At 44.0% G+C, this 15,465-nt stretch carries 8 protein-coding genes, 2 tRNA genes and 3 rRNA genes; 7 read left to right on the top strand and 6 right to left on the bottom strand.

The annotated features are described in order from the left end of the window. Positions 1 to 5 precede the first annotated feature (5 nt). The 7 genes from METTI_RS06945 (at position 6) to METTI_RS06975 (ending at position 8,103) form a co-directional block, all read left to right on the top strand. Complete coding sequence (locus tag METTI_RS06945) at positions 6 to 887, top strand: methylenetetrahydrofolate reductase (RefSeq protein ID WP_023845112.1); 882 nt, start codon at positions 6 to 8, stop codon at positions 885 to 887. Continuing rightward, a complete protein-coding gene (thiC, locus tag METTI_RS06950) occupies positions 887 to 2,134 on the top strand; it encodes a phosphomethylpyrimidine synthase ThiC (RefSeq protein ID WP_023845113.1) in 1,248 nt (415 codons plus the stop codon). Before METTI_RS06945 ends, thiC begins: the two co-directional genes overlap by 1 nt. Further along, entirely contained in the window at positions 2,134 to 2,916 is a 783-nt protein-coding gene (gene cofE / locus METTI_RS06955; RefSeq protein WP_023845114.1) for a coenzyme F420-0:L-glutamate ligase, read from the top strand. The genes thiC and cofE overlap by 1 nt, the downstream gene beginning before the upstream one ends. A 230-nt stretch (positions 2,917 to 3,146) precedes the next feature. Then, on the top strand, positions 3,147 to 4,814 hold the full coding sequence (locus tag METTI_RS06960) for an alkaline phosphatase (protein WP_023845115.1): 1,668 nt from the start codon (positions 3,147 to 3,149) through the stop codon (positions 4,812 to 4,814). Positions 4,815 to 5,188: 374 nt separating this feature from the next. Then, the gene (locus METTI_RS06965; protein WP_245596092.1) at positions 5,189 to 6,322 is read left to right on the top strand and encodes a quaternary amine ABC transporter ATP-binding protein; all 1,134 of its coding nucleotides are present in this window, start codon (positions 5,189 to 5,191) and stop codon (positions 6,320 to 6,322) included. Further along, positions 6,309 to 7,142, top strand: coding sequence for an ABC transporter permease (locus METTI_RS06970; protein ID WP_023845117.1), 834 nt, complete (start codon positions 6,309 to 6,311; stop codon positions 7,140 to 7,142). Before METTI_RS06965 ends, METTI_RS06970 begins: the two co-directional genes overlap by 14 nt. A gap of 67 nt (positions 7,143 to 7,209) precedes the next feature. Further along, positions 7,210 to 8,103, top strand: coding sequence for a glycine betaine ABC transporter substrate-binding protein (locus tag METTI_RS06975; RefSeq protein ID WP_023845118.1), 894 nt, complete (start codon positions 7,210 to 7,212; stop codon positions 8,101 to 8,103). 45 nt (positions 8,104 to 8,148) lie between these two features. Here METTI_RS06975 and METTI_RS06980 read toward each other — a convergent pair whose 3' ends face one another. From METTI_RS06980 to METTI_RS07005, 6 genes are all read right to left on the bottom strand, one after another. Continuing rightward, positions 8,149 to 9,582: a dihydrolipoyl dehydrogenase gene (locus tag METTI_RS06980; protein WP_023845119.1), complete on the bottom strand. Its 1,434-nt coding sequence runs from the start codon at positions 9,580 to 9,582 to the stop codon at positions 8,149 to 8,151. A gap of 482 nt (positions 9,583 to 10,064) precedes the next feature. Next, positions 10,065 to 10,186, bottom strand: a 5S ribosomal RNA gene (rrf, locus tag METTI_RS06985). A 27-nt stretch (positions 10,187 to 10,213) separates the two neighbouring features. Continuing rightward, positions 10,214 to 10,285, bottom strand: a tRNA-Cys gene (locus tag METTI_RS06990). Between the two features lie 97 nt (positions 10,286 to 10,382). Continuing rightward, positions 10,383 to 13,308 (bottom strand): 23S ribosomal RNA (locus METTI_RS06995). A gap of 121 nt (positions 13,309 to 13,429) precedes the next feature. Further along, positions 13,430 to 13,502 (bottom strand) — tRNA-Ala (locus tag METTI_RS07000). A 100-nt stretch (positions 13,503 to 13,602) separates the two neighbouring features. Then, positions 13,603 to 15,076 (bottom strand): 16S ribosomal RNA (locus tag METTI_RS07005). Together the 16S, 23S and 5S rRNA genes with 2 tRNA genes alongside form the textbook arrangement of a ribosomal RNA operon. Positions 15,077 to 15,465 lie beyond the last annotated feature (389 nt).

The raw sequence follows: 15,465 nt of genomic DNA on the forward strand, positions 1-15,465 counted from the left end.
CCCCGATGTCCCGGACCTTCAAAGACAAACTCTCTTCAAATGATTTCTTAATAACAGCAGAGGTCAGCCCTCCCAAGGGAACAGACCTTGCAGAGATGATTTCTGATGCTGAACTTACACGAGGATGGGTTGATGCTCTCAATGTGACTGACAATCAGAAAGCTATCATGCGTATGAGCCCGCTGGCAGTGAGTAAAGCTCTCCTTGACGGTGGTCATGAAGTTATCATGCAGCTTACATGCAGGGACAGGAACAGGCTTGCACTTCAATCCGATCTTCTTGGAGCTTATTCTATGGGCATCAGGAACATCTGTATAATGACAGGTGACCACACAACAAAAGGCGATCATCCTAAAGCAAGACCGGTCTATGACCTTGATTCTGTGCAGCTTCTGAATATTGTCAGGAAAATGCAGAGAGGTATTGACCTTGCAGGCAATGTCATAGAGAATCCACCTCAGTTTGTTGTTGGAGCTGTGACAAATACCGATCCTTCCAGAAAAGCACAGATGATGAAACTGCGAAAGAAAGTCAAAACGGGAATTGACTTTTTGCAAACCCAGGCAGTTTATGATATTTCTATGTTCGAAGACTTCATGGAATCTATAGAAGATATTGAAGTCCCGATTATTGCAGGAGTAATTCCACTCAGATCTGCAAACATGGCACGGTTCATGAACGGAAACATTCCTGGAATTAACGTACCTGATGAAATTATAGAGAGAATGGACTCCACTGAAAAACCAAAAGAAGAAGGTATGGTTATTTGTGCAGAAGCGATTAAAGAACTGCAAAAACTCAGTCGTGGAATTCATCTTATGCCAATTGGCAAACATAACAATACACCAACCATACTTGAAATGGCCGATATCAGGAAGAAACGATAATGACAAAAACGCAAATCGACCATGCAAAAGAGGGCACCCTCACATCTGAGATGCTGGAAATTGCAAAAAATGAGAATATTGAAGAAGAACTTGTTCTGGAAAGAGTTGCAAATGGCAGCCTTGTGATAATGACACGTAAAGGCTGTCCACCTGTTGCTATCGGCAAAGGTGCCAGCACCAAGATAAATGTTAACCTTGGAACATCCTCTGCCGCAATTGACCCTGAAGCTGAGATAGAAAAAGTAAAGGTGGCACAGCAATACGGAGCAGCTACAATTACTGACCTTTCAATGGGAGGAGATATCTCTGCCATCAGGAAGATGGTGTTTGAGAACACAGAACTCCCGGTTACAACAGTTCCTATTTACCAGACAATCGTTGAATGCGGAATGGAGAACTTAACTATTGATGACATTCTTTCCTATCTGAAAAAACATGTTGATGAAGGAGTAAGTTCAGTACTGGTCCATTGCGTTGAAAGGAAAATGCTTGAACAGCTTAAAGGCACAGGCAGAGTCATGGGAATGGTCTCAAAAGGTGGTTCCTTTACCAGCAGTTTCATGCTTCTCAATGACTGTGAGAATCCTTTCATCGAGCATTTTGATGAGATAATGGAGATACTCAGAAAGAATGATGTTGTGCTATCCCTTGGAAATACCATGAGAAGCGGATGCATCCATGATCTGAAAGACAGTGCTCAGTTGATGGAAATTGAGACAAATGCTGCACTTGCAAAAAGAGCAAATGAAATGGGTGTCCAGGTGATAATCAACGGTATGGGAGGACATATACAGGCATCCGATATTCCGGGTTCTGTGAAATTATACAAGGAAAAAGCTGATTTTCCACTATTTGTTGCAGGCCCGCTCCCTACTGATATTGCAGTAGGCTATGACCACATTGCAGGAGCAGTTGGTGCAAGCATGTCCAGTGGTGCAGGTGCAGATTACCTTTGTTACATTACACCGGCAGAACATCTCTCACTTCCAAACCCACAACAGGTTAAAGAAGGACTCATTGCATTCAGGATTGCAGCTCACATCGGAGATTCCATGAAATACGGATTAAATGAGGCAGATCTTATGCTTGCTGAAAAAAGAGCAGACTTTGACTGGAGAGGACAGGCAGAACTTGCTATTGACCCTGACAGGCCTTCACAAATGTGTCCTGATGAAGGACCATGCTCCATGTGTGGCGATTACTGCGCCATCAAAATTATGAAGAATTATCTTACAGGAGAAGACTAATGCCAGAGGAGATATCATTCCCGTCCCTGCAAATGTTTGGGATTAAAACTCCGATAATCAGACCCGGAGATAACATTGCAGAGATTATCATTAATTCGCTTAAAAAGCAAGGATTAAACGTCCAGGATAATGACATCCTGATCATTGCCGAATCACCGCTTGCAACAGCTGAAGGACGCCTTGTTCGTCTTGATGATATAAACCCCGGTGAAAAAGCAAAAGAGCTTGCTGAAAAATACCAGCTTGATGTCAGGGAAATGGAACTCATTGTCCAGGAATGCGATGAGATATTCGGCGGCGTTCCGGGAGCAGCTCTTACTATTACAAGAGGGACACTTGCTCCTAATGCAGGTATTGATGCTTCCAACGCACCTGAAGGATATGTTGTGCTTCTCCCTGAAAATGCACAGGAAAGTGCTGGCAGGATAAGGAGAGAAATCAAAAAGTGTTGCAAATGCAAAATTGGAGTTATTGTTGGTGACAGCCGTACACAGCCACTGAGACTTGGTTGTGTTGGAATTGCACTTGGAACTTCCGGAATTATTCCTGTTGAGGATGCAAGGGGAACACATGATCTCTTTGGAAAAGAGATGACTATCACCCGCAAAGCAGTTGCTGATAATCTCGTTTCTGCTGCTCAGCTCCTTATGGGAGAAGCCGGGGAAAGTGTGCCTGCTGTTCTTGTAAGAGGTTCAACTGCCCAGGTAGTTGATGATGATATCGACATGCCGCTTTTCAGCAGGGATGAGTGCATGTATTATAGTAATATCAGAAAAGCATAGCTTTCACTTTCTTTTTTATTTTACGAGCAGTATATAGAAAAACGAGATGATGCAGCTTTGTCAAAATATATAGAAGAATATATTTTTACTTAGCTATTGTAGCTGACATTTTGTATATAGTGCTATGAATAAATAAAAAACACAATTAGGCTACATAATCTATTGGTAAAAACTACTAATGTCTCAAATCTGAAAATCAGCCAATAACCTTGGAAGAGGTTGGTGATTAGATGGATAAAAGACACAATTTATTATTTGCATTATTTGTTGTATTCATGCTTGTTCTTGGAAGTGCAGCACCTGCTGTAGCTGCCAACAACAGCGACAACAAACCGAATGATGGAAACTCAAACAAAAAGATCAATAATGTTATTGTAATGGTACCTGATGGATGTGACCAGAACATCCAGACCCTTGCACGCTGGTACAGTGGAGAAGAGCTCCAGCTTGACAGTATGTATACCGGAATGGTTTCCACAAACATGGCAAACTCTGTTATCACTGGATCTGCTGCTGCTGCAACAGCTTTCGCAACCGGTGAAAAGACAACAGTCAGATTCCTTGGTGTCGGACCAAGAGCTGAAGACTTGCTCTCAATTTATGATGCAGAAGACATGGCTGAACCTTATGTACCACTGGCAACTGTCCTTGAAGGTGCAAAGCTTGAAGGAAAGGCAACCGGTCTTATAGCAACATCAAGCATAACCCATGCAACACCTGCAGCATTTGCAGTTCACGTTCATGACAGAGGAATGGACAGTGAAATCATGGAGCACATTGTCTACCAGGATATTGACGTAGTATTTGCAGGTGGAGAGCAGTATCTTGACAGCGACCGTAACGATGGAGAAGACCTCAAACAAGTACTTCTTGATGAAGGATACCAGTACGTTACTACAACTGATGAAATGGAAGCTGTAACAACCGGACAGGTATGGGGTATGTTTGCAAGCAAGCACATGCAGCCAGAGATGTCACGTGAAACTACAGAAGAACCTTCAATTGTTGAAATGACAGAAAAGGCAATAGAACTCCTCTCAGAAGACGAAGATGGATTTTTCCTTATGGTTGAAGGAAGCCAGGTTGACTGGGCAGGACATGCAAATGACCCTGAATACATGGTAACTGACTTCCTTGCATTTGACGAAGCTGTAAAAGCAGCTGTAAACTTTGCAGAAGAAGACGGACACACACTTGTAATTGTTTTCCCTGACCACAACACCGGTGGTATGACAATCGGAAACTATGACACATCCTATACAGACCTTACAGTTGAAGAACTTGTAGACCCTCTTAAGGGAGAAGAAGGTACAGTGGAAATCGGATGGACAACAGGTGGACATGCTGGTGGAGATGTCCCTCTCTGGGCATACGGACCAGATAAACCAACCGGACTTCTTGACAACACTGAACTTGCAACATGTGTTGCTGATGCATTCGGATTCAACCTTGAAGATGTAGGCGAAGAACTCTTCGTAGAAGTTGATGAGGCATACCCTGGAATATGGTCACTTGATTTAACAGACAGTGACAATCCTGTTGTTGTAATCGAAAGGAGAGGTGTTGTTGCAGAACTTCCTGTTAGCAAGGATATCCTGATAATTGATGATACAGAATACGACCTTGAAGGTGTTGTTGTTGGTGTTCCAATGGCTGACGGAAATTCTGTACTTACAGCAGATGATGATTTCTACATCCCTCAGGAAGCAGTGGATATCATAGATGAGAAAATATCAGAAGGTTTTTCCGGTAGATGGTCACTTGACTTATCAGACAGTGAGAATCCTGCTATTGTATTTGACAATGATAGTGTGGTTGTAAAGTATCTTTATACCCAGAACATTCTGATTATCGGAGATGAGGCATTCGACCTTATCGATATCCTTGGTTCTATTTGAGGAAAGGGAATAATTTCAGGTTACTTAATTAGATGACTGAGAACCAGGGTTCTCTTCATCCTTTTTTTTACAATTGCCCTTATTTTCACTCGAGTGTGGTATTATATAAAATTAGAATACACAATAGTCACTGATTTTATAAAAATAAAAAGAAAATTCATTTTTGAGCTTATTTTGTCAAAATCAAACATAATAAAGCTCATTTCTACTGGAGTTAAACGATACATTAATATAGGGTCGCCCATTCAAAAATAGAAGTAGTTAATTTAAATTATCGTTATTCAAATTGAGGTATTACAATTCATAGAAAAAAGAAAATAGAAGTTCGTAATCTTGTCAAGATTTTTGGCAAAAACCCTCAAAAAGCAATCTCTTTGGTCGAGCAAGGCGTCTCTAAACAGGAAATATTTGAAAGGACAAAACAGACAGTTGGTTTGTATAATGTCAGTTTCGATGTTTATGAAGGGGAAACATTTGTGCTTATGGGACTTTCCGGCTCAGGAAAATCTACTCTTTTACGCTGCCTTAACCGTCTGATTGAACCAAGTGACGGTCATATTCTGATTGACGGCAATGACATTGCCACCATGGATGATAAAGAACTCCGGGAAACCAGAAGAAAAAAGTTAAGTATGGTATTCCAGAGTTTTGCACTTCTTCCTCATCGAACTGTTATCGATAATGTGGCTTTTGGACTTGAAATTCAAGGTGTATCAAAAGAGGAAAGATATCCAAAGGCAGAAGTGGCAATCGAAAAAGTAGGACTTAAAGGTTACGAATCCAGCAAAACATCACAACTAAGCGGAGGAATGCAACAAAGAGTAGGACTTGCAAGAGCTCTTGCTACTGACCCTGACGTCCTGCTTATGGATGAAGCATTCAGCGCACTTGACCCTCTTATCAGATCTGAAATGCAGGATGAATTAATTGCACTTCAGGATAAGATGAAAAAAACTATTGTCTTTGTTTCACACGACCTTGACGAGGCACTGAAACTCGGTGACCGTATAGCCATCATGAAAGATGGTATAATCGCCCAGATAGGTACTGCAGAGGAGATACTTACAGACCCTGCAGATGACTATGTTTCTGAATTTGTTGCCGGTGTTGACAGGACTAAAATACTTACTGCTGAGAACGTGATGAAAAGACCTGAACCTGTTGTTTCAATCAATTCAGGGATTAAAGTGGCGCTTCAGCTTATGAAGAAACATGGAATATCATCGATATTTGTTGTTGATCCTGACAAAATTGTCAAGGGAATACTCTATATTGATGATGCCGTTGCGGCTGTGAAAGAGAAGAAAACAATGCAGGATGTTTTGATTACAGATATTCTGTCTATAAAACCGGACGTGCCTATCAAGGAAATAATTCCAATGATTGCCGAATGCACATGTCCGATTGCAGTGGTTAATGATAATAATAAACTCATAGGAGTTATTGTCAGAGGCAGCATACTTGGTGCTCTGGCTATCACGGAGGATGATCAGAATGGTCTTACCTGAACTTCCCATAGGGGAAACAGTAGAATCAGGAGTTTACTGGCTGAATGACAATTTCGGTTTTTTGATGGATATCTTCAGTGATATCATCGATATGCTAATATCCGGTTTTAAGGATGTTTTGTTATTTTTACCACCTTTTGCATTTATTATTGTGGCTGCGATTCTTGTTTACCTGCTTTCCGGAAAAAATACCAGACTTGCAATAGGAAGCATAGTCGGGCTTTTGCTAATAGATAGTATGGGCCTGTGGACACTTTCAATGGAAACGATTGCTCTTGTATTATCGTCGGCCCTTGTGGCATTGCTAATTGGAATTCCAACAGGTATCATGGCTGCCAAAAATGAAACAGTATTCCATATTGTCAAACCAATACTGGATTTCATGCAGACAATGCCTTCATTTGTTTACCTGATACCTGCAGTCATATTTTTCGGACTTGGAAATGTACCGGGTCTTGTGGCAACCATTGTGTTTGCAATGCCACCTGCAATCCGTCTGACAAACCTTGGTATCCGTCAGGTTCCTGTTGAACTTGAAGAGGTTGCAAGTGCTTTTGGAACAACAACGCTACAAAAACTTTTCAAGGTAGAACTTCCCGTTGCTTTGCCCACAATAATGGCCGGTGTGAACCAATGTATCATGCTCTCACTCTCAATGGTTGTTATCGCTGCAATGATAGGTGCACGTGGACTTGGTTATCAGGTACTTGTAGGTATCCAGAGAGTAGATATTGGACAGGGATTCGAGGCTGGTCTTGCAATTGTTATCATTGCTATAATTCTTGATAGACTTACACAAAATCTAACTCCTAAAAAATGATTCAAAATTTACAAATTCAAATTATTGACCATCCGGTCTTTATTATTACATAAAATGTTGTGATAGAATGAAAAGTCAAATAAAAGTACTTTCAGTGATTTTAGTGCTTGCCATACTTGTTATGGTAAGTGGATGTGCCGATCAGGGCACTACAGATACAGGAACAGAAGAAGGAACAACCGATGAAGTAAAGGAAGCAACAATTGGATATGTACTCTGGGATGGAGAGATAGCCAGTACCAATGTCATGAAACTTGTCCTTGAAGAGGCAGGCTATGATGTTGAGATAATTGCTGTTGATGCAGGTGCACTCTATCAGGGACTTGCAGACAGCCAGTTCGATTTTACAACTTCCGCATGGCTTCCACAGACCCAGAAGAATTACTGGGAACAGTATGGAGATGACATTGACAGTGTTGCAGTAAATCTTGAAGACTGCCGCATTGGACTTGTTGTTCCAACATATGTAACAATTGATTCCATTGATGAACTCAATGATAACAAGGATATGTTCGATGGTGAAATCATTGGAATTGACCCAGGGGCTGGAATTATGTCTACCACAGAAACTGCAATCGAGAACTACAGTCTTGATTATGAGCTTGTATCAAGCAGCAGTGCAGGAATGACAGCTGAACTTAAGAGCGCAATTGCAGACGAAGAATGGGTTGTTGTAACACTCTGGTCACCTCACTGGGCATTTAACAGTTTTGATCTGAAATATCTTGAAGATCCAAATGGAGTCTATGGTGAAGCAGACCACGTAGAGACCCTTGCAAGAGTAGGACTCGCAGAAGATGATCCTGAGCTTTATGGAATAATAAGCAGATTCAACTGGACACATGATGACATCCAGTCTGTAATGTCTGACCTTGCAGATGGTGTACCTGAGGAAGAAGCTGCTCAGAAATGGGTAGATGCAAACCCGGACAAAGTCAACGAATGGATAGGAGAGAACTAAAGTTCTCTCATACTTTCTATTTTATTTTTTGTTACTCTCTTTTAATTACTCTGCTTCTTCAAGTCCGTAAGCCTGCATTATCATATGATATTCATTGAGTGGAACTCTTGAATAAAATGCTCTTTTGATGACCTCACTAAGTGAAGGGTGAATGTCCATTGCATACATTATCGGACTGGCATCCTGGCCTTCAGTGTACAAAAGCGGGATTATCTGATGGATGAGCACTGAAGCTTGCGGACCTATTATATGAGCACCAAGAATTTTTTGAGTCTGCCCTTCAAATATAACTTTTACAAACTCATCCTCAAGGGACATGGCAATTCCTTTTGCAGTTTCCTGGAAACGATAAAAACCAATAATGATATTGTCTTCTCCATACTCTTCAACTGCCTGCCTTTCTGTCATTCCGACTCCGGCAATTTCAGGATATGAAAAAACAGCATACGGAACTGCATGATAGTCTGCTTTTATTTTCTTTTTCAATATTGCATTGTAGTAAACAACACTGGATTCATGGTTTGCAACATGCTTGAAAAGATATTTTCCGTTTGCATCACCAAAAGCCCAGACATCTGGCTGTGAGGTTTCAAGATGTTCATTTACTTTAATCCAACCGTGTTTATCGGTTTCAATTCCTGCAAGTTCAGGTTTCAGAATATCAGTATTAGGACTTCTTCCGGTTGCCACTAGTATTGCAGATGCAACAACCTCTTTTTCTTCGCCGGTTTCACGGTCTTTTGCAACTACAAGCTTTCCTTCTGATGAGTTCTTTACTTCAATGACTTCGCAGTTGGTTAGAATATCCATATATTCTGACATCATTTTTTTTGCCAAGACTGATATCTCTGGTTCCTCTTCAGGAATAATTCGGGCATTTCTGCCAATTATCGTGACCTTAGAACCCATTGATGAGAAGAAATGGCCATATTCTGCTGCAATGTAGCCACCTCCGATTATGGCAAGGCTTTCGGGAAGCTCTGTAAGTTTCAGGACATCATCACTTGTTAGATAATCTACTTCTTCCAGTCCTTTTACCGGCGGAATTGCAGGTTTAGAGCCAGTGCACAGGAATATCATTTTAGCAGTAATGCTTTCCTCCCCTACTCTCATTGTGTAGGGTGAAACGAACTCTGCCGCCTCATTATAGAAATCCAGACGTGGCATATATGTATAGCCTTGCTTTATGCCTTCGATATCTGATGATATTGTCGAGCGCATCCTGTCCATTATAGTTTTGAAGTCAATATTATTGATTGAAGCCTTTATTCCAAATTTTCCTGCTTTTTCAATGTCTCTTACAAGTTCTGCAGGATAGAGAAGCATCTTTGAAGGGATGCACCCTCTTGTAAGACATATTCCCCCTGGTTCGTCTTTATCTACCAAGGCAACTTTCATTTCAGGATTTGCATCAAGCATTGCATTCACGTAATTCATACCTGAGCCAGAGCCAATTACTATCAGATCATATTCTTTCATGGAATTCCCCACATGCGATATCCTGTAAACATTGATCTTTACCCGTATAATTACTTCCGATAGATTGGAACGTATCAAAAGAGGTGATATGAAGTAAAATGAATAAATAAAAGTGCAACATCTATTACCAATTTTTGTAATCAAGAATGTAGAACTGCTCGGAAAAGCACAGTTTACTAAAAAAGAAAATGAGGGCTGTTGAGCCCCATTTTTGAACAAGAGAGAAACAATTTACCTACTGACTTTATGCTATAAAGGTGCTTTTGAGTATATTATTGTATATAATATAATAAGTTATAATAAAACCAGTACCGCTATTTTACGGATATACAGTAAAAATAGTAGAATATTGCTAACTGTGCATTGATTAATGTAGAATCAATCATTTTAGATTACCAAAATAAACAGCCAAAACTGTAAGTTTAGTTATTTGTAATAGAAAAGAATTGTAGAAAATAGAATTTAGAAATCATGTGTGAGTGAGATGGCAGCGTTCCATATTTCCCAAAGACTCTCATACTTTAGTACAGTATAGAACGCAGGCGGGCTTATCTTCTGTGTTCGGGATGGGTACAGGAATTGCCCCGCCGCTATGGCCGCCAAACTCACTCACGATGAACGATAAAGTTTAAGCCAAGATCCGGATTCGAACCGGAATGGAATCGCTCTGCAGGCGATTGCGTAGCCGCTCCGCCATCTTGGCAATGAGCGATACATGGATGGAACCATTGTATAAATACTTTATCAATGAATCGTGAATACTCTCATACACATATCAGATTTCGCCTGGACAAAGCAAGACAGACAGGCACGGATTTTTAGTAGCCGCGGACTGAACACCTCGTTGCCTTGGTGCGTACATCCCGACCCTATCAAACCGGTCTTTTACCGGGATCCTTAATGTAGTCTCTTTTCAAGTCAGATTTCGAGCTTAGATGCATTCAGCTCTTATTCCTTAGCGCGTAGCTGCTCAGCAATGCCCTGTCGGACAACTGATACACCAGTGGCGCCGCTACTCTGTTCCTCTCGTACTAAAAGTAGCTTACCCTCAGACTACAGACACCTCTAGTAGATAGTAACCGACCTGTCTCACGACGGTCTAAACCCAGCTCACGATCTCCTTTAATAGGCGAACAACCTCACCCTTGGCCGCTGCTGCACGGCCAGGATGGAAAGAACCGACATCGAAGTAGCAAGCTGCCGGGTCGATATGTGCTCTTGCCGGCAACAACTCAATTATCCCCGGGGTAACTTTTCTGTCATTTTTGGCTCGCACCAAGCGAGCTCAAAAGTTCGCTAGAACCGACTTTCGTCTCGTCATCCACTACTGTGCTGAATAACGTCAGGCTGACTTATGCTCTTGCACTCTTCAGTGGGTTTCCGACCCACTTGAGTCAACCTTTGTGCGCCCTTGATATCTTTTCAAGGGCGTCCCGCCCCAGGCAAACTGCCCACCTATCGGGGTCCTCCTCTCGGAGTGAGGGTCGTAATTCTGGAAGGGTAGTGTCCCAATGGCGACTCCATCGATGCTGGCGCACCGACTTCGACGTCTCCTACCTACACTGTACATCCAAAATCACAACCCAGCGACAGGCTGCAGTAAAGCTCCACGGGGTCTTCACTTCCCCCTAGAGGTCTCTAGACTGTGCACTAGAAAGTAAGCTTCACCGGACTCTGGCTAGGGACAGTAGAGCTCTCATTGATCCATTCATGCAAGTCGCCAATTAAGCGACAAGGTACTACGCTACCTTAAGAGGGTCATAGTTACCCCCGCTGTTTACAGGCCCTTCGTCCCGTTGAACCGGGTTTTCAGGTACCTGCACTGAGCAGGATTCAGAGATCGTACTAGCCCTTACGGGTTTGCGATCTCCTATGTTGATATTAGACAGTTAGAGCTCTCTTGTCACTGCGACCTGCTATCTTCATAGCAGGCACTCCTTCTCCCGAAGTTACGGAGCTAATTTGCCGAATTCCCTTAGCCAAATTATTCCGACACGCCTTAGCCTTTTCAGCTAGGGGCACCTGTGTCAGTTCTCGGTACGGACCCATGACTTCCTTTTCACGGGTTCCCGGGTGCAGCCAACTTTCGCCATTACAGATTCGCCTGCTTCTCGCCATTACGGCTCTCCACAGGATTCGCTGCTTAGACGGCGCGACGGCGCCGCTTGGCCTGCCCAAAAACGTTGGTTTCATTGTCATGAGGTACAGGAATATTAACCTGTTTCCCTTTCGGCGTACTCGAATTACGGTACGTCTTAGGACCGACTAACCCTCGGCTGACGATCATTGCCGAGGAAACCTAGCCCCTTCGGCGGTTAGGATTCTCACCTAACTATGCTGTTACTATTACCAGGATTTTCGTTTCCGCACGGTCCACAGGACTTCACAGCCCTGCTTCTGCCCGAACGCAACGCCTTCCTACAAGATTACCTTTCGGTACTCCGTGGTATCGGTGGTCGACTTGAGCCCCGTCCATTTTCGGGGCCCCAAACCTCGACTGGTGGGCTGTTACGCACTCTTTAAAGGATAGCTGCTTCTAAGCTAACCTTCCAGCTGTCTAGGGCTTAGGACGCCCTTTAGTATTAACACTTAGTCGACACTTAGGGACCTTAACCACGGGCTGGGTTGTCTCCCTTACGGACTACAGGCTTACCCCAGTAGTCCGGACTCCAACTTTCTTCGACGACGGTGAGTTTGGAGTTTGACAAGCAGCTGAGGAATTTCTTCCCCGGGACCACCAATCAGTGCTCTACTTCACCGACTATCTCCAGTTAGGTCATGCTACGACATGTTTCGGAAGGAACCAGCTGATGCCGGGTTAGATTAGCCTTTCACTCCGAGACGCAGGTCACACGAATGATTTGCAGATCAATACCGCTTGCGGTCCTCCACGTAGCTTTCGCCACGCTTCAACCTGCCCACGCCTAGATCACCCGGCTTCGGGTCATATCCTAATGACTCCACGCACTTGTATACGTCGCTCCTCACCTTACGGTTGCGAGCATGTTGCTTTCGCTTCGGCTTCCTATTTGCAAGTTAGCCATCGCCATTTGAATATACTCCCTGGCCCGTTCTTCAAAACGTAAGATATGACATTGGCAATATTACCCGTACTGCGGCCTCGCGACCGTTTCCTTCATAATAAAGATCCTTTAACGCCATATCGCTCTATCGCCTCCAGGTTTCAGGCACTTTTAACCTCCCTTCTTGGGGTACTTTTCAGTTTTCGGTCACCCTACTAGTTCGCTATCGGTCTCAAGGAGTATTTAGTTTTGGAAGTTGGTGCCTCCCAAATTCACGCGGGAATTCCGACCCACGCTACTCAGGTTATAATCCAGATCCTTTGGTTGTTGCTTACGTGACTATCACACTCTATGGTCTAACGTTCCAGAAAAGTTAAACTTCAACCAGGTGGGATCTTTAGAGAAAACCTACAACACCACATCTCCCATCTGTTTCCAGTGGGATTCAGTTTGAACTTTACCGTGTTCATTCGCCATTACTAACGGCATCTCTTCGATTTCTTTTCCTGCCCCTACTAAGATGCTTCAATTCGGGGCGTTCCCGATCATTGTTGATCAACACACAAAATGTGTTAGGAAGACCCATTAGGAAATCCCAGGTTCATAGGCTCCATGCACCTACCCTGGGCTTATCGCAGCTTGGCACGTCCCTCATCAGCTCTTGAGCCGAGCCATCCACCTGAAGGCATATTTACCAGAGTCCATCTCACTTTGTCCAGTGAGCGTCTGATATATGCATGCATATACACGATTTCATAGCAGCTGTTGTTGCTTCAGCCGCTTCATCCTTCCCCACAGACGTTACTCTGTGAGTGCACTAATAATGGACTTGCAGGGATTCGAACCCTGGGCCTTCGCCTTGCAAAGGCGACGATCTTCCAACTGATCTACAAGCCCATAGAAGATTCACTTATTGAATCTTGCCTTTTTTCTTGAATCTGACAGTTTTTCGATTTCTGACCGGTAAGTGGTGATAGGCTTTTTGCCTATCATGCTTAGGAGGTGATCCAGCCGCAGATTCCCCTACGGCTACCTTGTTACGACTTAACCCCCCTTGCGAAATTTAGGTTCGAACACGGCACTAGTCCATGCCCTCACCCATACCTCACTCGGGTGGTTTGACGGGCGGTGTGTGCAAGGAGCAGGGACGTATTCACCGCGCTATATTGAAACGCGATTACTACGGATTCCAGCTTCATGAGGGCGAGTTACAGCCCTCAATTCGAACTACGGACGGGTTTATGAGATTACCAACCCTTTTCAGGGTAGGGACCCATTGTCCCGGCCATTGTAGCCCGCGTGTAGCCCTGGAGATTCGGGGCATACTGACCTACCGTAGCCCGCACCTTCCTCCGGTTTAGCACCGGCGGTCCCCACAGAGTACCCATCATCCCTAAGGATATGCTGGCAACAGTGGGCACGGGTCTCGCTCGTTGCCTGACTTAACAGGATGCTTCACAGTACGAACTGACGACGGCCATGCACCTCCTCTCAGCGATTCAGGTAAGACCTTCAGCCTGACCTACATATTGCTGTCGCCCCAGGTGAGTTTTCCGGCGTTGAGTCCAATTAAACCGCAGGCTCCACCCGTTGTAGTGCTCCCCCGCCAATTCCTTTAAGTTTCAGCCTTGCGGCCGTACTTCCCAGGTGGCTCGCTTCACGGCTTCCCTGCGGCACCTGAAACGGTCGCACCGTCCCAGACACCTAGCGAGCATCGTTTACGGCTGGGACTACCCGGGTATCTAATCCGGTTCGTGCCCCCAGCTTTCGTCCCTCACCGTCGGACCCGTTCTGGTAAGACGCCTTCGCCACTGGTGGTCCCACAAGGATTACAAGATTTCACTCCTACCCCTGTAGTACCTCTTACCTCTCCCGGTCCCAAGTCTGACAGTATCCCCCAGAAGCCTAACAGTTGAGCTGTCAGATTTCCCGGAAGACTGATCAAACCGGCTACGGACCCTTTAGACCCAATAATAGTGGCCACCACTCGGGCCGCCGGTGTTACCGCGGCGGCTGGCACCGGTCTTGCCCGGCCCTTGCTAACACCTGCTGTTTATACAGGTGGACAGCCAACATAATATGCTGGCACTCAGTATCCCCTTATCGCGGTTTCCCGCATTGTAAAGTTTTCGCGCCTGCTGCGCCCCGTAGGGCCTGGATTCATGTCTCAGAATCCATCTCCGGGCTCTTGCTCTCACAACCCGTATCCGTCGTAGGCTAGTAGGTACTCTACACCCACTACAACCTGATAGACCGCAGATTCATCCTAAGGCGCCGGAGCTTTTAATCACAGAACATTCCAGTTTCTATGACATATCAGGGATTATCACCAGTTTCCCGGAGTTATACCTGACCTTAGGGCAGATTATCCACGTGTTACTGAGCAGTACGCCATGTTTACGAAAAACATTTGACTCGCATGGCTTAGTCGAATACTGATAGCAGTGACCTCTGGCAGGATCAACCAGAATTAATGTTGATCACACACAAAGATTTGTTATTTTGGAAGTCATTTAGGAATCAGTCGGAAAGAACTCTCTTTGAGAGAAAATTTCCTATTTGCACATAGTTTGGTTAATTCCTTAATTGTTTGTAGTTATACACTACCGGTCAGAATTAACCGAACTGCCAAATCCAACGTCAGACAGAAAAAACTTCTGTCTCCACTTGTAAGGCGGTGATTGTAAGTGTTTTCGCGCGATTTGCGCGGACTCTTTCAAAGGTTACCATCGTATATAAGGCTTTCGAACACCCGGTTCGAAGCCAAAGGATGGACCTTTGAACACACCTGCCTGATGAAATGAAATTTGTTACTTCATCTTTTGCTCTGATATAAGCTCATTTTCGTGATGCGTTGGCC

Origin of the sequence: Methanolobus tindarius DSM 2278, assembly GCF_000504205.1 — an archaeon.
GTDB classification, from domain to species: domain Archaea; phylum Halobacteriota; class Methanosarcinia; order Methanosarcinales; family Methanosarcinaceae; genus Methanolobus; species Methanolobus tindarius.